Genomic DNA, 19,716 nt, shown 5'->3' with positions numbered 1-19,716 from the left:
TCGTTTAAAACTTGTTCTTGGTTGCTACTATCGCTGGCTTGAGTGCCTTTTTTGGTTTTTTGAAGTTGACTGCGCCCACTAAGTTTGGATTGGCATGACGCTTAATAGCGGATACATAGAATACTGCACCGGCTAAGGGCCACCAACGGTTACCCGCTTTGTTCATAAAAGCAAACTTGCTTAACCAACGGCTACTCATTAAGGCGGGTTCATAGCAAGCTAATTGGCCCCGATCAATTTCAAAGGACAGTAATTGTAGCCAATCCTTGGTCTTTTGTAGTGAAATTTGCTGTTTATTAGGCACAGGCAGGTAGGGAAAACGCGAGAATCGGTTGCGTAGCCCCCAAAGACTGTAAGGATTAAAGCCAAAAATTAATAAGCGCCCTTCATGTAGCAGTATTCGCTCAACCTCGCGTAACAGCTGATGTGGCTGGGCATAGCAGTCTAAGGTAAAGGGCAGGATCACCAGATCCACCGATTCGTTCTCATAGTTTAAGTGCAGCTGATTAGCATCCTCAGGGTTTTTGTTAGAGCTATCGCTTGGTGGAATATCTTTGCGTTGGTAGTAAATAGCCTCAAGTTCTTTCTGGTAGGGCAGATCCTCAGTGCTTATAGACTCCTCTTCTGTATCAGTCGGTGCCGGATTGCGATGGTTTAAATCATCTTGGGTTAGAATAACCTTGGTTCGAATGCGGTTTTTACGCATCAGGTCGTAGTCCGGCAAGCCTAGTTGCAAGGCACTATAGCCGAATACATTGGCTAGTAAGTCATCAGCCTTGGCTTGCATCCAGTCGGCGACTAATTGACCCATGGGGGTGCTTAGCCACTCATCAAGCGAGATTTGGTGGAGATTACGGTTCTGCACATTCGTCTTCAAAATTAAGCTATCAGGAGGGGAGCTATGAATAACATCGAGATTTATCCAATACCCGCATTTAATGATAATTATATATGGATTATGCGCCAAGGGGATACGGCAGCAGTGGTGGACCCAGGTCAAGCGGCACCGGTGCTGCGTGAGTTGGAGTCCAAGGGCTTAACGCTAAAGGCGATTTTGATTACCCATCACCATGATGACCATACCGGTGGGGTGCGAGCATTAGTCGATAAATATGGAGCGGATGTTTATGGTCCGGCCTTTGAAAGTCGGCCCATACCCGCACTGAGTCATGAGCTAAAGGAGGGCGATCGCGTTCAAATAAAGGGCATCGATACGGAGCTGCAGGTACTCGAGGTGCCGGGCCATACCCTAGGACATATTGCTTATACAGGCACCATCAATGCACAGCAGCCGGTGCTATTCTGTGGCGACACTTTATTTTCCTGTGGTTGTGGCAGAATATTTGAAGGAGATTCTAGATTAATGCTGCAAAGTATTGATAAATTTATCAATTTGCCGCAAAATACTAGTATATATTGTGCCCATGAATATACTCTGAGTAATATTGATTGGGCCTTACAGGTTGAGCCTGCCAATCAGGCCTTATTGGCTTGGCAGCGGCGGGCTCGTGAGCTTAGAGCACAGGATTTACCCACCTTACCGACCACGATTGCGGAGGAGAGGGCGACTAATCCCTTTATGCGCGTGCGTGAGCAGTCCGTGATTGCGGCGGCCGAGTCCTATGCCGGCACGACCTTAGATGGGCCTGCGGCGGTTTTTGGCACCTTACGTGAGTGGAAAAATCATTCATAGCTTATTTAGCTCGTGTAGTGATAGATGATTTTTTTGAGTTGATGCGCTCGTAAAGCAGTTTTTTTGCTTTATAATGCATAGCAATTTTTTGATTCATCTCTTAGATCAAATTTAAAAAGCAAGGTCTTCTGATTATGAGATTATTAGTTTACGCTTTGTTAGCAACGACTGCGATTATCAGTGGTTGCTCGTCTACGGGCGGAAACCTCAAGAGTAATACAGCAGCTACTTCCAAACACTATAACAACGTATGGGATAGGATTCGCGCCGGTTACGCAATGCCTGATCTGAGAGACAGTCGGGTAGATTATTGGGTTAACTACTACACAAAGCGCCCTGGCTCGGTGCAAACCATGGCCAATCGCTCGGCGAAGTATATTTATTATGTCACTACCGAGCTACAAAAGCGTGGTATGCCGACCGAATTGGCGCTCTTGCCATTTGTCGAGAGTGCGTATAACACCACGGCACTGTCGCGGGTCAAGGCATCCGGTTTGTGGCAGTTTATGCCAGCCACCGGTACTGATTTTAATTTGACACAAAATTGGTGGCGTGACGATCGCCGTGATCCGGTGAGTTCAACGCAAGCGGCCATTAATTACTTGGCTTATTTATATAATTTCCAGGGTAATGACTGGCATTTAGCCTTAGCTTCTTATAACTGGGGGCAGGGCTCGGTCAAGCGGGCCCGCGATCGTAATGCAGCTCAGGGTCGAGGTACAGATTATCTCTCGCTTAACATGCCACAAGAAACGCGTGACTATGTACCTAAGTTGATGGCGTTTAAGCGTATTATTAGTCAGCCTGCGAAGTACGGCATCACCTTGCCGCACGTGCCAGATCAGCCTTACTTTGAAGAGGTCAATAAGACTGTTGATATTGACATTGAAGTAGCCGCTAAGCTAGCCGGTATGTCCTTGAGTGAGTTCAAGGAGATGAATCCACAATTCCATCGGCCGGTGATTTTAGCTGAGCATGGTCAACGTATTCTGATTCCCAAGGCCAATGTCGCTTCTTATAAAAAGAACCTAGCGAATTACAAGGGTAATTTGGCCTCTTATTCAGGTTATACACCTAGATCGGGTGAGGCTTTGGCCGATATTGCACAGCGTTTAGGCGTGGATTTAGCCTTATTAAAGCAATTAAATGGTTACACGGCTAAGCAAACCGTTGCTATCAATAGCCGCACCTTGATGGTGCCTCGGGGTAGTGGTATTTCACCTAGCGCTTCGCCCTCAGGTATTCGTGCTACGCCGCCAGCGCCTGTGCAACAGCCTATGCCTGCTGCCAGTGCTGGTTCTGATATGATGCTAGCTTTAATTGAGCGCACTCGATTGCCGGCCTCCGCAGTTAATCCTCCGCCAGCAGCGACGCCTGCTTTAGCGCAACAGCGCGTACCAGCACCTGCGCCTGCCGCACGTCCTGCATCAACGACACCACGAGCGGCTTCGGCGGCATTGGTGGCTAGCAATACGAGCCCCGCGCCAGCTAGTGGCACGGTGGATCCATTAGCCGATTTAATTCGTGCCGATGGTTCCATGGCGACTGCGGTGCCTGCGCTTGCGGCTAATCGTCCGCAGACCGCAGCCCCAAGCAGTGCAGAGAGTGTTGCTAGCACTGCTGCCCTTAGTGAACAGCCGACAGCGATGTTGCCTAATGTTGGTGCTAATCAATCGCTAGCGGCAAGAGCAGCCTCAACTGTTCAGCGCAGCGGTCCAGTGGTTCAGCGTGTAAGTTGGGATAGTGAACCGACAACTAGTACAGCAAGAGTGCGTACGGCTGCGTATCAGTCGCCAGCTGTGCCAGCGGCCCCTACGGCTACACGTAATCCAGCTAGCCACCGTGTGGCTAAGGGTGAGACGCTGTATTCATTAGCCCGTCAATACCACACTACGGTCAATGATTTAGCAGCACTTAATAACATCACCGTGGATGGTTTAAAAGCGGGTATGGTCCTAAGATTACCAAACTCGGGTGTTGAGGGTTAGTCTTAGCTAGCACCAACAATTTTACTTGCCTAAGCCCTAGTCGGGTTTAGGCATTCCTTATTAGTAAAAAGCAGTTATAATTAATTGATTGTAAATAACGAAAAAATTACGGGAAAATTCATGGGTTTTTTAGCGAATAAACGAATTGTGTTGACCGGTTTGATTTCAAATCGTTCGATTGCCTACGGTATTGCCAAAGCGTGTCATGAACAGGGTGCTGAATTAGCATTTACCTACGTCGGAGAGCGTTTCGAGGGTCGGGTCAAGGAATTTGCTGAGGAGTTCGGTAGCAATATCGTGGTGCCCTGTGATGTTTCTTCCGATGAAAGCATTACGAACTGTGTTAAGGCGATCGGCGAGCATTGGGCTGATGGGGTTGATGGTGTGGTGCACTCTATCGGTTTTGCGCCACGGGAGTCGATTGCTGGTAATTTTTTAGATGGCTATAACCGTGAAAACTTCCGTTCAGCACATGATATTTCCGCTTATAGCTTTGCTGCCTTGGCCAAGGAGTTTTTACCTTTAGTTGAAAAGCGTCAGGGTAATTTTCTTACCTTAACCTACCTCGGTGCCGAGCGTGCGATCACCCATTACAATATGATGGGCCTAGCTAAGGCATCGTTAGAGGCAAGTGTGCGCTATTTAGCGAAAGCCGTCGGTGAAAAGGGTATCCGTGTTAATGGTATCTCTGCAGGTCCGATTAAAACTTTAGCCGCTGCCGGGATTAAGGATTTTAACTATATCTTTAATTTTGTTGAGCAGCACGCACCGCTTAAGCGCGGGGTCAATATTGACGACGTGGGCAAGTCCGCTGCTTTCCTCTTGTCTGATTTAGCCTCAGGCATCACAGGTGAAATTCTCCACGTGGATGCCGGCTTTAACGCTGTGGTGTCCGGTCTTTAATTGCATGTTTAGGGTCTAGCTAGCGTATTTGCCTAGACCCTTTTTATTTTGTAGCGGTATAGAGATGCGTCAAATCGTTTTGGATACGGAAACCACGGGCATGGATGCTCACCAGGGTGACCGTATCATTGAAATCGGTTGTATTGAGTTAGTTAATCGTGAGCCGACTGGGAATAATCTACATTTATACTTCAATCCCGAGCGCGAGTCGGATCCGGGTGCGTTGGCGGTGCATGGTTTAACCACTGAGTTTTTAAGCCAATTTAATACATTCGAACAGCATGCGCAGGAGATTGCAGACTATCTGAGTGGGGCGGAGTTATTAATTCATAATGCAGCCTTTGACGTGGGCTTTTTAAATGCGGAATTTGCTCGCTATCAGATCCCAGCGCTTGAGGAGATTGCTGCCAAAATTACTGACACTTTAGCCTTGGCACGCGCTAAGTTTCCCGGTCAGCGTAATAGCTTGGATGCACTTTGTGATCGCTTAGGCGTGTCCAATGAGCATCGGGTACTTCACGGCGCTTTACTGGATGCGGAGTTACTGGCTGATGTCTGGTTAGCCATGACACGTGAGCAGTTCGGCTTGTTAGATGCGCTGCAGGATGAACCGCAGATACAGGCAGCAGATGCAGTTGTCGCCGCTCCCGTGGTTGGCAGCTTCAGTTTACCGATTATTCGAGCCGATGCCGAGGAGCTCGCCGAACACGCCGCCTATGTGGAGGTGCTAGATAAAGCGGTCGAGGGTGAATCACTTTGGCATCGCTTTAAGTAATGGCCTTTGGGCTGAGACTAGCTCAGTGTATGGTATTAATGCATGCCGCCTAGCGGATTAACACAAAAAATACCTTCATTATTCATTTTTTTCATGATGAAGATGTTTATAATAAGCTTATAAACTTAATTTTAAGGTCATGATTTATGATTGAAACATCGTTTACACAGCTTAATGAGGACTACGCCGTGGCTCCTCAAATGAGCCCAGATGAGGTCCGTACCGCGGCTAAGCAGGGTTTTAAGTCCTTATTAATTAATCGGCCTGACGGAGAGGGTGGACCGGCACAACCCACTTCTCAGGAGATGATTGAATTGGCTGAGAGTTTAGGTATGACAGCGGTTTATTTACCCATTATCAGCGGTGGTCCGACTGAGGCTGATGTCGAGGAGTTTGCCATCGTGATTGAAACATTGCCTAAGCCTGTGTTAGCCTACTGTCGTAGCGGCAATCGAAGTGCTACCACCTATGCCCTGGCAGTAGCTAGAGAATCTTAACAAGGAGATATTGTATGTACAAAAAGATCTTATTACCCATTGACGGTTCAGATATTTCATCACAAACAGCCAATTCCGGTATTTCATTTGCACGTCAAATCGGTGCGGAAATTGTGGTGTTAAACGTGACTCAGCCATTTTCTACACTCGTAGGTTTTGATGGTGTCGCTGCCTCTTATGCTATTTCCGATGCGGATTATGAAGAAGCTGCCCGCAAGGAAGCTGAGGAGTACTTACAGCCGGTGATGGATCGTGCTCAAACGGCTGGTGTTAAGGCAACTTCTGCGATTGTTTCTAATTACAATGTTGCTGACGGTGTGGTTGAGGCAGCTAAGGAGCATGGTTGTGATTTAATTTACATCGCAACCCATGGTCGTAGTGGTTTATCACGCTTGCTATTAGGTAGCGTAACGACTAAAGTCATTCAGTTAGCACCAGTATCGGTATTGGTATACCGTCTCGAGGGTTCTAACGACTAGTATTTGTTTGAGCTTCAAACAACAAAACCCATGATCCTGTGTCATGGGTTTTGCTATTTATGGCCTATGATATAAGCGCAATTAGGCGCTATATAAATCCAAGCGTTCAAATAGTGCCTGATCCCTTTCTCTTTGCGGATTGGCTGTGGTGAGTAGGCAATCGCCGTAGAAAATGGAGTTGGCGCCAGCCATAAAGCACAGTGCCTGAGTACCATCATCCATTTGTTCACGCCCAGCTGAGAGTCGTACCTTGGATTGAGGCATGATAATACGCGCCACGGCAATGGTACGAATAAACTCAAAGGGATCGAGATCCTCTTCATCAGCTAATGGCGTGCCCGCCACCTTGACCAGATGATTGATGGGAACGGATTGCGGTGGCGGATTCATATTGGCCAGTTCGGCTAATAAACCAGCACGTTCGCGGCGTGACTCGCCTAAACCCACAATACCACCGCAACAGACATTAATACCGGCATTACGCACACGCTCAAGTGTGTCTAAACGGTCTTGATAAGTGCGGGTGGTGATAATGCTGCCATAGAACTCCGGTGCTGTGTCGATATTGTGATTATAGTAATCCAGACCAGCCTCCTTTAGCTGCTCAGCTTGACCGTCTTTGAGCATGCCGAGGGTGACGCAGGTCTCCATGCCGAGGGCTTTGACCTGACGCACCATCTCACTCACAACCTCGATTTGATATTGCTTGGGACCGCGCCACGCTGCACCCATACAGAAGCGTGATGCACCTTGCTCCTTAGCAGTTTTAGCAGCCTTAACCACTTCCTCGACCGCCATCAGCTTTTCTTTTTCTACATCTGTGTTGTAACGGGAGGATTGAGGACAATAACTACAGTCCTCCGGACAGCCTCCCGTTTTGATGGATAATAGGGTTGATAATTGCACCTCACCCACCGGATGAAACTGGCGATGAACGGTTTGTGCTTGGAATAGCAGCTCCATAAAGGGTAGTTCAAAGAGCTCAGTAACTTGTGCTACTGACCACTTTGCTGTAGGCAAGTCGGCAATACTAGCGGTGCGAGATAAAGTAATCGTATCCATTCATGTCTCCATTTAAACTGCTATGATATTATTCTGTTTGGCGATACTTTACAACTAGTTTTAGTTGAAAATTAGCAGATTTTAAAAGAAGTTAAGCGTATATCTTGCTTTTACGGGCGTTGATTCATGATACTGGATTTACTAGTTGATTTTTATCCATTATTCGGTGTAACTTACTGAAGATGCACTTCGATTGGAGTTTTTATGCAAAAAGAAACGGTGACTTTAATTGGCTCCACGCCTGGGACGAACTATCAGCTGACTGCCTTGCATTTCGGTCCCGAGAATGGCAAAAAAGTTTATCTACAAGCCAGTTTGCATGGTGATGAGCTACCGGGTTCACTGGTCGCCTATTATTTGCACCAGTTGCTACTGCGCTTGGAGCAGGAGGGGCGTTTAGAGGCACGTATTGTATTGGTGCCTTTTTGTAATCCTATTGGTTTGGGGCAGATGCTGAATTATCAGCCTATCGGTCGTTTCCATTTTGCCAGTGCTCAAAATTTTAATCGTTTGACGCCTGATTTTAATCTTTCTCAAAAGCTGATTGCCTTGATTGAGCGTGAGGGTATTGCGTGGTCTGACACAGCTGCTGATAATACCGCATTATTACGACGCTATTTAAAGCGAGTGATTGATGAGATTGAGGTCTTTTCCGAGACCGATTCGATGCATAAGACCTTATTGACTTGGGCTTATGATGCGGATATTGTCTTGGACTTACACTGTGATAATCACGCGGTGTTGCATATGTATGGCTGTCCTGAGTCTTGGCATCGACTTGAGCCCTTAGCACGTTATTTGGGTAGTCAATGTCAATTGCTCTCAGAGGATTCGGGGAGTAATTCTTTTGATGAGGTGCTATATTCGATTTGGCCCCGTTTGCGTGCCCATTTTCCTACGGTTCCTTTGGAGTTAGCTTGTATTGGCAGTACTGTAGAGTTCAGGGGTGAGTATCAGCTATCGCATGAGTTGGCCGCTCAGGATGCGGAAGCGCTTATACAGTACTTAAATCAGCAGGGGTATTTGCAGTTGCCGGAGGAGCGTCATCAAGCTTTGCCGGCCTTGGCGCGTGAACCACATCCACTGGGCGGTCTTTGCTACATTGATGCGCCTACCTCGGGTATTGCGGTTTATCTAGTGCAGCCGGGTGATTGGGTTGAGGCGGGTCAAGCCATTGTGGATATTGTTGATCCCATTAGTCTTGCCAAAACTACGGTGCGCAGTCCTGCCGCTGGGGTAGTTTTTGCGCACAGTGGTCAGCGATTGGCTCGCCCGGAACGTAAGTTGATGAGTATTTCCAGTCCAGTAGAGCAGGGTAATGCAGGTTTGTCGCCTTAGTGAGACACTGCCGTCGTCGCTTTTTTATAGCTTTGATAGCTACTGGTGGTAAAGATAATCACCGCAAGCCAGACCAAGACATAGGCAACAAAGCGCATGCTGTCAAAGGGCTCTTTAAACACGAGTAGTCCAATCAAAAACTGCATGCTTGGATTGATGTAGAGCAATATACCCAAGGTATTGAGGCGGATTCTTTTAGCGGCGGCGGCAAAAAACAGGAGTGGGTAGCCAGTGATTACGCCAGTGCCGATAATCAATAAAATAATATGGGTAGGTAGCTCAAAAAAGCGGTACTCGCCAAGGCTATGTAAATACATTAAATAGCCTACAGCAAAGGGGAGTAAAAACAGGGTTTCAATCGCAAATCCTGGGATGATGGGGAGCACCGCCTGCTTGCGTAGGAGGCTATAAAGGCTCCATGAGCCACTGATAATCAAGGCAATCCACGGGATATGTCCGGCTAATACTGCTAGCCACAGCACGCCAGCTAGCGCAAGGACGACCGCAAAGCTTTGTGCACGATTAATGCGTTCACCGATAAATACTCTTGCTAAAGCAATACTCATCAGCGGTGACATAAAGTAGCCCAAGCTTGCTTCAATCACGTGGTTAATTGAGACGGCGTAGATATACGATAACCAGTTAAGCCCTAAGGCCATCGAGGCTAAAAAGATAAAGGCCATCATCTTGGGTTGTTGTAAGACTTCAAGTAGCACCTTTTGTTGACGGCTGATAAAAAGCAGCAGCATGGCGACAACCGATGCCCAAAGTACCCGATGCCCCATCAATTGAGCAGCAGATAGACCTTGATTCGAAAGTAACGACCAATAGATGGGAAAAAGTCCCCAGGTACAGTAACAGATTAAGGCATAAGCTACGCCTAACCGTGTTTCACGTCGTTGGGCCAGAGGGTCTAGTGGCTGATTGAGCGGGCGTTGCGCCATGGTTGAGTTAGACATGTCAAACCTATTTACTCTCTAATAGCCAATGCTGTAAAGCAGCGATGGTTTTGATATCTTCTATCTCTTGATTGCGTAGAGCTTGGCGCACCTCGTCGCGGCTATAAAGCACAGTATCAACCACTTCACCCTCGTCCGGTTTAAGCGTACTATTCATCTCTAAACCGTAGGCTCGGTATAAGTACATATACTCATCACAAAAGCCTGGGGCCGTGTAAAACTGATGAATGAGCTCAAGTCGTTGTGCGGTATAGGGTGTTTCTTCAGCTAGTTCCCGCGCAGCAGTTTGGATTGCCGTCTCGCTTGCGGTGCCATCCATTTTGCCTGCCGGTACTTCTAATAAGGGCTTATTGGCAGGATAGCGAAACTGTCGTACCAGTACGACTTTATCCTCATCCGTTACCGCCAATACGGCCACACAGGGGCAATGTCGCACCACCTCACGCGTTGCTTGCTGACCATTGGCTAAGGCGATGGTATCCACATAGACCTGAATGATTTGACCAGAGTAAATTTCCTTGCTGTTGACTTTAGTTTCTTGTAGATGTGCGTATGTTGACATGATGAACCTCAAGCATTTAATTAAGCTGCCTTGCGCGCAGTGTGTTGTTTAGTGGCACTGTATTGTTTGTAGGAACTGACACAAAACACAATCACTGCTAACCACACTAAAAGGTAGCCGAAAAATCGAGTAAGATCAAAGGCTTCGTGCAAAATAAATATGCCAATTAAAAACTGAATCGTTGGCGAGATATATTGCAACATACTGATCGTGCCTAAACTGCTGCGTTTAACGGCAGCAGCAAAAAGTAGTAATGGTAGGCCTGTGACCACCCCGGTCGTCATCACAATGCCTAATTGCACTGGCCCTAAGCCATTGAATACCAGCGCATCCTGAGCTTGTAACCACCATAAATAGGCACCAGCAAAGGGTAGCATCAGTAGGGTCTCTAGTGCAAAGCCAGGTACCACAGGTAGACTGGCTTTTTTTCTTAAGAGGCTATAAATACCCCAGGTACTACTGAGTATTAAAGCGATCCAAGGAATATCACCGCTTAAAATGGCAAGCCACAATACACCTAAAGCAGCTAGTATTAATGCGATTAATTGACTACCATTAATACGCTCACCGAGAAAGACACGGGCTAAAAATATGCTGACTAGGGGTGACATAAAATAGCCTAAGCTAGTATCTAGTACCCGATTAATCGATACCCCGTAGATATAGGCTAACCAATTAAATGACAAAATAAAGGAAGCCATGGCAAAGAGGACCAAGACTCTGCCTTGGCTGATCGCACCTAGCAGTGTATTAACTTGTCGACATAGCAACACTAAAAGAATGGCAAAGAGCGAGGACCAGACGATACGCTGAGCGAGAATTTGATCGGCGCTCAGGCCAAAGCTGCCAATCACTCCCCAGTAGAGTGGGAAGATGCCCCAGACGATATAGCAACTGAGCGCTAGAGCGACCCCTTGTTGAGCCTCGGTGATGAGGGGTTTGGTTGATGGATTATGCATTGTCGATAGGCTAAAGAATCGGGGAAAGCAAGCGGGCAGAGGCCTGTATTAAGCGCTCGCGCAAGGGTAGCTTGACTAGCTCAACCTGCTCAGAATGCGCTAAGCTTTGGTAGAACTCCTCACACAGACTGCGATTTATTTTCTCACCATAGCTAACCACAGAAAGTTCAAAGTTCAAATAAAAGCTTCGATAGTCAAAATTCGTACTGCCGATAAAGCTAATATCATTATCCACAATCAGTGTTTTGGTATGCAGCATACGAGGCATATAGGTATATACCTTAATGCCACAGCGCATCAGATCCTGATACCAAGACTGTGCCGCTTTACCGACAATATAGGTATCAGTTTTTTTGGGTACCAAGACCTTGACATCCACACCCCGAAGCGCGGCTGAAGTAAGTGCAAAGAGTGCGGATTGATCAGGCACTAAATACGGTGTGGTGAGATAAATGCGCTCTTGTGCTTGGTGCATTGCCTCAACCATCACGCGCAGAATAGGTGCTAAGTCACTATCCGGTCCCGAGGGGATTAATTGCATGGACAGGGGAGGGACTTTAAGTTCATCGCTAATAATTTGCACCTCTTCGGTCTGTTTTTTTAAGCGAAGATCACTTTTTTCTTTAAGAAAGTGTATTAGCCTCTCATCGCCGCGAGTGGCGTAGTACCAATCCTCTACAAAAACGGTTTGGAACCAATCAACAATTGGTCCCTCAAAACGCATATGCACATCATGATAGGCCGCAGGGTCAATGCGTAAATCCTGCGTATCAGAGATATTGACGCCACCTGAAAAAGCGATTTTGCCATCACAAATCAAGATTTTACGGTGATTTCTGAAGTTAATCAGTGAGGAAGAGACACCGATGCCAAGACGATGAAAGTAGCTCAGATGGCCGCCCAAGCTCTCAAATTCCTTCATAAAGCGGCGACTTAAGCGCAATGAGCCCATGCCATCAACCAGTAAAAAGACTTTTAATCCAGCTTGCAGTTTTTTTATCAGTAAATCGCGTAGGGCGGTGCCGGTTTGATCGGGGCTGAAAATGTAGTATTCGAGTAGCACATATTCCTTAGCCTCATCAATGGCTTTGAAAATGGCGGTATAAGTGGCTTCACCACCGGAATAGATTTCATAATCGGTGGTGTAAGTGGGCGGCATATTGGCGGTTTTGCGTATTAGATTAACGATGGGGGCAAACTTATCGTCTACCGCTGTAAACTCAAACTTATCAGCCCAGAGCTTTTGTTGGCGCCTAACAAATAATCGCTTTTGCTGGCGATTCATTCTTTGTTTGTCGATTTTTCGGGGACCAAAAAAATGATAGATTAATAAGCCGGCAAAGGGGATAAAACTAAGCGATAGTATCCATGCAATGGAAGAGATGGGGTTACGTTGTTGCAACAAAATGGTGCAGACTAACAGCACCAGATAAACTACCCAAGATGCGAGTAGTAGGTTGTGCCAATGTTCAAAAAACCATTCGTTCATAAAGCCAATTGAGATGAGAGGTTAAGGCTTTAGTTATGATAAGGCATTTAGTAAAACTTGGTTGATATTCCTCTCAAAAGAAACATATTGAGAGCGCCGCCATATGCCACCCTAATTAAGTCAAGGTGACATAATGTCATACAGCAAGCGCGCTATCTCACCTGTGTGGTCGTCAGTTTTAGTAAATAAGCTCGGGTCCCAATGGCACCACCCCACTCGGATTGAGTTGCTTGTGGCTACCATAGTAGTGATGCTTAATATGGTGTAGATTCACGGTATTGGCAATTTTAGGATTCAACATCATACGCTCCACAAAGCGATGTAGATAGGGGTAGTCTTGAATCCGCTTTTTATTGCATTTAAAGTGGCTAAAATAGACTGAGTCAAAGCGGATTAGGGTGGTAAACAGTCGAATGTCTGCCTCAGTCAACTGATTCGCAATTAAATACTCCTGCGTTTCTAGCTCTTCGTTTAAAAAGTCCAAGGTCTCAAATAAAGGCACAAAAGCTTCTTCATAGGCTGCCTGGGTGGTTGCAAAGCCGCATTGATACACACCGTTGTTGAGGGTGTGATAGATGCGCTCATTAATCTCGTCGATTTCACCGCGTAAGGGCAGAGGATAAAAATCCCCAGGCAAGGCACCTAAGTCATTAAACGCTTCATTTAAGATGCGGATAATATCGGCAGATTCGTTATTAACAATTTTCTTTTCTTGCTTATCAAATAGCACCGGCACCGTGACTTTGCCTGTCATATCGGGTTTGGCTAAAGTGTATATCTGATGCAGGTAATCGGCATGGATGATAGGATCGGCGATGACGCCGTCTCCCGCTTCAAAGCTCCAACTTTGATCGCCCATATGCCAGTGTACGACAGATAGGCTAATCATATCCTCTAAGCCTTTAAGTGCTCGCACGATCAAGGTGCGATGGGCCCAAGGACAGGCGAGGCTGACATAGAGATGATAACGCCCCTTTGCAGCAGGATAGGCCCTTTGACCATCTGGACCTGGACTACCATCGGCAGTAATCCAGTCTCTAAATGGCGAGTCGGGACGCACGAACTTGCCGTCCTCTTTGTTATTTATCAACTGATCGACTTGCCATGTGCCGTTAACTAAAATACCCATGATCACTCCTTGAAATTATGCTGTGATGTATTAGTTATAGCAAATAATGAGCTGGCTGAGGAGGGGGCGCATAGTAAACTTATCGCTTTATCATGCTCTGCCTTCCTCAACCGCATGACAGGCAATTTCTATTCCTTGAAACTGGCTTAAACGTGGAACTTCCTCTTTGCAACGCGCATTAGCTAAGGGGCAGCGCGGATGAAAGGTACAGCCTGTGGGCGGGTTTAAGGGATTAGGTACCTCACCGGCGACCTGTACCCGTCGTTTACCCGTACCTGTCATATCAGGAATAGCGCCTAAGAGCATTTTGGTGTAGGGATGGCGTGGGTTGGCAAATAAATCATCGCGCGGCGCAATTTCTACAATTCTGCCCAAGTACATCACGCCCACACGATCAGCCATATGGTGAATTACGGCTAGATTATGCGAGATAAATAAATAACTCAGCCCCAAGTCCTGTTGTAGCTTCTTCATCAGATTCAATACCTGCGCTTGCACGGACACATCCAAGGCGGAGGTGGGCTCATCACAGACAATAAATTCCGGTCTTAAGGCTAAGGCACGAGCAATGGAAATACGCTGTCGTTGACCGCCAGAGAACTGATGTGGATAGCGATTAATATCAGAGGCACTTAGCCCAACCTGCTCCAACAGCTCTGCGGCTCGCTGTTCTTGCTCTGCCTTAGATAAATGACTATGGGTGCGTAAAGGCTCGGCAATAATGCGGCCGACACGCCAGCGCGGATTAAGACTGGCATAAGGATCTTGGAAAATCATTTGTAGCCGGCGACGCATTTTTTTGATTTGCTGCTCATTCATGGTGGACAGCTCTTGACCATCAAATTTAATGCTGCCTTTGCTTAGACCATAGAGTCCAGTCAGTAGACGGGCTACCGTGGATTTACCACAGCCTGACTCCCCCACTAAGGCGAGGGTTTCGCCTCGATTGAGGCTAAGGCTAACATCATCCACGGCCCGTAAAAAGACCTTAGGCCGACGGTAAATTAGACGCTCAAGCAAAGGGGGCGAGACATCAAAATAACGGGCAATATGTTTAACTTCAACTAATGGCGCTGCACTCATGCCTTGGCCTCCTCATGTAACCAACAGGCGACTTCACGCCCTTGAAGTGGTATTAAATCGGGACGCTCTGCTAAACACTTATCAAAGACGTCGCGACAACGTGGATTAAATGCGCAGCCACGCGGGATGGCGTTTAAGCGCGGCATGCTACCGGGTATTTGCTCCAATTCATGAATCGTCGGATCCAACGTAGGAATGGAGCGCATTAAGCCATGGGTGTATGGGTGTAAAGCATGTTGGATCACATCCTGCACCGGACCGATCTCGATAATACGGCCCGCATACATCACCGCAACACGGTCTGCAGTTTCAGCAATGACACCCATATCATGGGTGATAAGCATTACCGCTGTGCCATTTTCCTTACAGAGCTTTTTGAGTAAATCAATAATTTGCGCCTGAATGGACACATCTAAAGCCGTGGTAGGTTCATCGGCAATAATTAATTTTGGATCAGCGGCCAAGGCTAAAGCAATGACCACGCGTTGTCGCATACCGCCAGAGAATTGATGGGGGTAGTGATTAATACGTTCACGCGCCGCTGGAATGCCGGTGGACTCCAAAAGTTCAATGGCACGCTCTTGGGCTTGCTTATGAGTCAAGGCCAAATGCGTTTGAATGGTTTGCGTCAGCTGCTGACCCACAGTATACAAAGGGTTGAGTGAGGTTAGCGGATCTTGGAAAATGGCACCGATCTCGCGACCGCGGATCTTGCGCATCTCCTTCAGGGGCAGATGATCAATGCGACGGCCATCAAGATAGATTTCGCCACCACTGACACGCCCTGGCGGATCTAATAAACCGATGATGGAGGCGCCAGTGAGGGATTTACCTGCACCCGATTCACCTACCACGCCCAAGACCTCGCCGCGATTAATGGTAAATGACACATCGTCCAAAGCACGTAAGGTGCCGCGTCGCGTAGGAAATTCTACTTCTAAGTTTTTTACTTCTAATAATGCGCTCATTGTGGTTAGACCTAGTTTAGTTTTGGATTGAGCGCATCACGCAACCAATCACCTAATAAGTTAACTGATAAAACTAAAAGCACCAGCATCAGCCCCGGGAAAATCGTGATCCACCATTCGCCGGAGAAAAGAAAGTCATTACCGATACGAATTAAAGTACCCAAGGAGGGCGAAGTTGGTGGCACACCGACCCCTAAGAAAGATAGGGTTGCTTCAGTAATAATGGCTGTCGCTAAGTGCACGGTGGCTAAGACTAAGACCGGTCCGAGTACATTCGGTAGGACATGGGTCAACATAATGCGTGGTCGGGATACGCCAATGACCTTAGCTGCCTGCACATACTCTTTGTTTTTTTCCACAATGGTGGAACCACGTACGGTACGTGCATATTGCGGCCAACCGGCAAGGGCAATGGCTCCGATCAATACCGGAAAGGAAATCGTCTCTAGCATATGCTGTGGCACCACGCTGCGAGCCACACCATCAATTAAGAGGGCAATTAAAATGGCCGGAAATGATAGCTGTACATCGGCCACGCGCATAATAAAGGACTCCACGCGACCACCGGCATAACCGGCAATCAGCCCCAGCAAAATCCCGATAACCATCGCCAGGATAACCGAGGCAAAGCCAATCAAGAGGGAAATACGGGTGCCGTACAGTAGAGAAGAAAATAAATCACGTCCTTGACTGTCAGTGCCCAGTAGATACGTCAATTTGCCGTCGGCTTCCCAAGCCGGTGGTAGTAGGGCATCAAATAAATCAATGGCAGCTAAGTCAAAGGGGTTGTGTGGCGCTAACCACGGGGCACCAAAGGCACCTACAAACAACACGAAGGTGACAAGCGCACCGAAAATAGCGGTAGGGGTATGACGCCAAGACCAAGCTAAGTCGCTATCCCAAAATCGTTTTAGGGCACTCATGATTATGCTCCTGCGCGGTTGAGGTTAACGCGTAGGCGCGGATCAACCACAAAGTAAAGTAAATCAACAATGAGATTGATCACCACAAAGACCAATGCGATCAAACATAAATAAGCAGCCATCACCGGGACATCGGCAAATTGCACTGCTTGCATAAAGAGTAGCCCCATACCAGGCCATTGGAACACGGTTTCTGTGACAATGGCAAAGGCAATGATCCCACCTAGTTGTAAGCCGGTAATGGTAATCACGGGTACCATGGTATTTTTTAAGGCATGCCCGAAATGAATCGCTCGTTGTGTTAGGCCTCTGGCACGGGCAAATTTAATATAGTCGCTACGCAATACTTCGAGCATTTCAGAGCGCACCAAACGCAAAATTAAGGTGAGCTGAAATAAGCAGAGGGTAATTGAGGGTAGTATTAAATGCTTAATACCATCCCAATTAAATAAGCCGGTGCTCCACCAGCCTAGGCGTAATACCTCGCCACGACCGTAGCTTGGTAGCCAACCTAGGTGCACAGAAAAAACCAAAATTAATAAAATACCGATTAAAAATGTCGGTAAGGAAATGCCTAAGAGGGAAAAAGATAAAATGGCTTGAGACAGCCAGGAATTACGTTTTAATGCGGTATAAACACCTAAAGGTAAGCCGATAAAAAGGGCTAGGATCGCAGCAATCACAGAGAGTTCAACCGTTGCCGGTAGGCGGTCTTTAATTAATTCAGCAACGCTTTGGCCTTGACGTAGGGACAAGCCAAATTCACCTTGTGCGGCATTTGTTAAAAAGTTCCAAAATTGTATGATGGAGGATTGATCTAATCCCAGACTTTGTCGTAGGGCTTGGCGGTCTAGCTCAGTGGCGTCTTGGCCTAGCATAATGGTGACCGGGTCACCTACATAGCGGAAAAGCACAAAGGCCAGTAATGTGACCACTAACATTACTAGCACTGCCTGAAAGAGGCGTCGTATAAGAAAGACAAGCATAAGTTGTAGCGTGTGGGCAAGCCCTAAAGCTAGCACGCAGCTAAGGCTTTAAGGCTTGCACAATGGGTTGACAGTGAGTTGACTGGATCAGTCGTTAATAACCACCCACTCAGCGGTTAAACGGTTATCAGCGCGGTGAATAACGTCGACATTTTTAGCCATGGCCCAAGGGATAACTTGGTCATGAATTGGTAGATGACCAAATTCCTCGGCATGAATTTTTAACACTTGATGAATGGCGTCATTACGCTTGGTTTCATCGGTTTCAACCTTGATAAGGTCAATCAACTTATCCACCTCGGCATTTTCATAATTGCCGAAGTTAAAGGAACCGTCAGCACCCTCACCCTTGCTATGGAATAAGCTTTGTAGGGTATACAGCGCATCAAAGGTAGGTACACCCCAACCGAATAAATAAGCACTGGTATCGTAAGACTGTACTTTAGGGAAGTAGGTTGCACGTGGCATGGAGTTCAAATTGGCCTTCACGCCAATACGAGCCCACATCGCCACAATCGCCTGACAAATCGCCTCATCGTTAATGTAGCGATTATTAGGACAGTCTAGGGTAAAGTTGATTTCATTGGCTTGATAACCAGCCTCGGCAATTAAGGCCTTGGCTTTTTCTAAATCAGGTTTAGGGCGCTTGGCTAAATCCTCGCTCCAACCATTAACCTGTGGTGCTACCATGGTGCCGGTAGGGGCAGAAGAACCACGCATCACCGACTTCTTAATCGCTTCAGCATCAATCGCTAAATAAAGCGCTTCGCGCACACGTACATCGGCAAAGGGATTTTTGCCTTTAAGCGTACTGTATTTTAACTCATCACTTTTTTGATCAAGACCGATATAGATCGTACGATATTCATTGCCCTCGACCACTTTAGCTTGACGCTTAATACGCTCTAAATCCTGCGCTGGGGGATCGAGCACAAAATCAATTTCACCGGATAGAAGCGCTGCTGTACGGGTAGCATTTTGAGCAATTGGTGTATAAACAATATGGGTGACGTTGCCCACTTTATTGTCTTTGTTCCACCAATTTTCATTTTCACTAAACTCGGTGCGGATATCTACTTCACGCGAGCTAAGTTTATAAGGACCGGTACCCATGGCATTACGCGCCGAATAGGTTTCTTCCTTTTTAGTGAAGTCTTGTGGTGAGGTGGTGTTATTAGCCTCAGCCCACGCTTTACTCATAATAAAGACATTGGTTAATTGACGTAAAAGCACTGGGTTAGGGCCGTCCAACTCAATTTCTAAGGTATGTGAGTCAGTGGCACGGGCATCTTTGATGCCGTTAACATAGGCTTTAAAGTTGGAGGTGGGTGCCATGGCTCGCTTGATGGAGAAGGCGGCATCCTCGGCTGTAAAATCACTACCGTCGTGAAACTTGACGCCCTCGCGCAGCTTAAAACGCCAAAGTGTATCTGACGGTGTTTCCCACTCAGTGGCCAAGGTTGGCGTGATCTGGAAGTCCTTGTCATAAGCTACTAGGGTCTCATAGACATAACTACTGGCGGCAATATTTAAGCCTTCATTTTGAGCATGGGGGTCGAGGGTAAGAATATCTCCCTGACTGGCCCAACGCAATGTTTTGGATTGCGCTGCTAAAGGAACGAATAGGGCAGCGGATAGCGCTGCCACTAATAATTTCTTATGCATGAATTATCCTCCAAGAAAAATTTAATATAGCAATGTAGCTTTTTTTTACTTTGCCTAGTATTGGTAGTTATACCATAAGAAATTGATAGTTTAATAGTAAAAAATGAGATCGTTTGCTTATATGCAAATCGTGATGCAATAGTCGAAGTTGATGGTGATAAAGAAGCGCTAGCGTTTAACAAACAAAAAGCCCTTGTCAAGTGACAAGGGCTTCTGGATATCTTTGGCGGAGTGGACGGGACTCGAACCCGCGACCCC

General features: G+C 46.9%; 19 protein-coding genes and 1 tRNA gene (1 of these 20 running past the window's edge). 7 read left to right on the top strand and 13 right to left on the bottom strand.

Annotated elements, in window-relative coordinates; all coding sequences use genetic code 11:
* Positions 1–4 precede the first annotated feature (4 nt).
* Positions 5–865, bottom strand: a complete 861-nt coding sequence (locus HMPREF3179_RS04410) for a class I SAM-dependent methyltransferase (RefSeq protein WP_239660493.1) — start codon at positions 863–865, stop codon at positions 5–7.
* A gap of 36 nt (positions 866–901) precedes the next feature.
* Between HMPREF3179_RS04410 and gloB the strand changes: the two genes are divergently transcribed.
* The 6 genes from gloB (at position 902) to HMPREF3179_RS04380 (ending at position 6,335) form a co-directional block, all read left to right on the top strand.
* Positions 902–1,693, top strand: a complete 792-nt coding sequence (gene gloB / locus HMPREF3179_RS04405; RefSeq protein ID WP_018026848.1) for a hydroxyacylglutathione hydrolase — start codon at positions 902–904, stop codon at positions 1,691–1,693.
* Positions 1,694–1,827: 134 nt separating this feature from the next.
* Entirely contained in the window at positions 1,828–3,681 is a 1,854-nt protein-coding gene (locus tag HMPREF3179_RS04400) for a lytic transglycosylase (protein ID WP_246824373.1), read from the top strand.
* A 120-nt stretch (positions 3,682–3,801) separates the two neighbouring features.
* Entirely contained in the window at positions 3,802–4,584 is a 783-nt protein-coding gene (locus tag HMPREF3179_RS04395; protein WP_036557430.1) for an SDR family oxidoreductase, read from the top strand.
* Between the two features lie 64 nt (positions 4,585–4,648).
* A complete protein-coding gene (dnaQ, locus tag HMPREF3179_RS04390) occupies positions 4,649–5,359 on the top strand; it encodes a DNA polymerase III subunit epsilon (protein WP_036557432.1) in 711 nt (236 codons plus the stop codon).
* 146 nt (positions 5,360–5,505) lie between these two features.
* Complete coding sequence (locus HMPREF3179_RS04385) at positions 5,506–5,856, top strand: protein tyrosine phosphatase family protein (protein ID WP_036557437.1); 351 nt, start codon at positions 5,506–5,508, stop codon at positions 5,854–5,856.
* Positions 5,857–5,870: 14 nt separating this feature from the next.
* Complete coding sequence (locus HMPREF3179_RS04380; protein ID WP_036557439.1) at positions 5,871–6,335, top strand: universal stress protein; 465 nt, start codon at positions 5,871–5,873, stop codon at positions 6,333–6,335.
* Positions 6,336–6,416: 81 nt separating this feature from the next.
* On the opposite strand, the gene bioB is transcribed toward HMPREF3179_RS04380, so the two are convergent.
* Positions 6,417–7,397 carry a biotin synthase BioB gene (bioB, locus tag HMPREF3179_RS04375; protein WP_036557441.1) on the bottom strand — a complete coding sequence of 327 codons (981 nt, stop codon included), beginning with the start codon at positions 7,395–7,397 and terminating at the stop codon, positions 6,417–6,419.
* Between the two features lie 204 nt (positions 7,398–7,601).
* Between bioB and HMPREF3179_RS04370 the strand changes: the two genes are divergently transcribed.
* A complete protein-coding gene (locus tag HMPREF3179_RS04370) occupies positions 7,602–8,735 on the top strand; it encodes a succinylglutamate desuccinylase/aspartoacylase family protein (protein ID WP_070469842.1) in 1,134 nt (377 codons plus the stop codon).
* Here HMPREF3179_RS04370 and rarD (HMPREF3179_RS04365) read toward each other — a convergent pair.
* The 11 genes from rarD (HMPREF3179_RS04365) to HMPREF3179_RS04315 form a co-directional block, all read right to left on the bottom strand.
* A complete protein-coding gene (gene rarD, locus HMPREF3179_RS04365) occupies positions 8,732–9,694 on the bottom strand; it encodes an EamA family transporter RarD (RefSeq protein ID WP_083290689.1) in 963 nt (320 codons plus the stop codon). The two genes, HMPREF3179_RS04370 and rarD (HMPREF3179_RS04365), sit on opposite strands and share 4 nt — an antisense overlap.
* A gap of 7 nt (positions 9,695–9,701) precedes the next feature.
* Positions 9,702–10,256, bottom strand: a complete 555-nt coding sequence (locus tag HMPREF3179_RS04360) for an NUDIX hydrolase (protein WP_070469840.1) — start codon at positions 10,254–10,256, stop codon at positions 9,702–9,704.
* 20 nt (positions 10,257–10,276) lie between these two features.
* Positions 10,277–11,215 carry an EamA family transporter RarD gene (gene rarD / locus HMPREF3179_RS04355; protein ID WP_070469839.1) on the bottom strand — a complete coding sequence of 313 codons (939 nt, stop codon included), beginning with the start codon at positions 11,213–11,215 and terminating at the stop codon, positions 10,277–10,279.
* 10 nt (positions 11,216–11,225) lie between these two features.
* The gene (cls, locus tag HMPREF3179_RS04350; RefSeq protein ID WP_070469838.1) at positions 11,226–12,704 is read right to left on the bottom strand and encodes a cardiolipin synthase; all 1,479 of its coding nucleotides are present in this window, start codon (positions 12,702–12,704) and stop codon (positions 11,226–11,228) included.
* Between the two features lie 178 nt (positions 12,705–12,882).
* Positions 12,883–13,833 (bottom strand): glutathione S-transferase family protein, encoded by a 951-nt coding sequence (locus HMPREF3179_RS04345; RefSeq protein WP_070469837.1) that lies wholly within the window; start codon positions 13,831–13,833, stop codon positions 12,883–12,885.
* Positions 13,834–13,923: 90 nt separating this feature from the next.
* Complete coding sequence (locus HMPREF3179_RS04340; RefSeq protein WP_070469836.1) at positions 13,924–14,916, bottom strand: ABC transporter ATP-binding protein; 993 nt, start codon at positions 14,914–14,916, stop codon at positions 13,924–13,926.
* Positions 14,913–15,884 (bottom strand): ABC transporter ATP-binding protein, encoded by a 972-nt coding sequence (locus tag HMPREF3179_RS04335; protein ID WP_018026820.1) that lies wholly within the window; start codon positions 15,882–15,884, stop codon positions 14,913–14,915. The genes HMPREF3179_RS04340 and HMPREF3179_RS04335 overlap by 4 nt, the downstream gene beginning before the upstream one ends.
* A gap of 11 nt (positions 15,885–15,895) precedes the next feature.
* The gene (locus tag HMPREF3179_RS04330) at positions 15,896–16,810 is read right to left on the bottom strand and encodes an ABC transporter permease (protein ID WP_026156881.1); all 915 of its coding nucleotides are present in this window, start codon (positions 16,808–16,810) and stop codon (positions 15,896–15,898) included.
* Positions 16,810–17,793 carry an ABC transporter permease gene (locus tag HMPREF3179_RS04325; RefSeq protein ID WP_048767135.1) on the bottom strand — a complete coding sequence of 328 codons (984 nt, stop codon included), beginning with the start codon at positions 17,791–17,793 and terminating at the stop codon, positions 16,810–16,812. The genes HMPREF3179_RS04330 and HMPREF3179_RS04325 overlap by 1 nt, the downstream gene beginning before the upstream one ends.
* Positions 17,794–17,880: 87 nt before the next feature.
* A complete protein-coding gene (locus HMPREF3179_RS04320; protein ID WP_070469835.1) occupies positions 17,881–19,458 on the bottom strand; it encodes an ABC transporter substrate-binding protein in 1,578 nt (525 codons plus the stop codon).
* Positions 19,459–19,682: 224 nt separating this feature from the next.
* Positions 19,683–19,716, bottom strand: a tRNA-OTHER gene (locus HMPREF3179_RS04315) (it continues 50 nt past the right edge of the window).

Source organism: Oligella sp. HMSC09E12 (genome assembly GCF_001808505.1).
Classification (GTDB): Bacteria; Pseudomonadota; Gammaproteobacteria; order Burkholderiales; family Burkholderiaceae_B; genus Oligella; species Oligella urethralis.
Note: the sequence above shows the minus strand (reverse complement) of the source record. Positions and strands in the feature narration are given on the sequence as shown.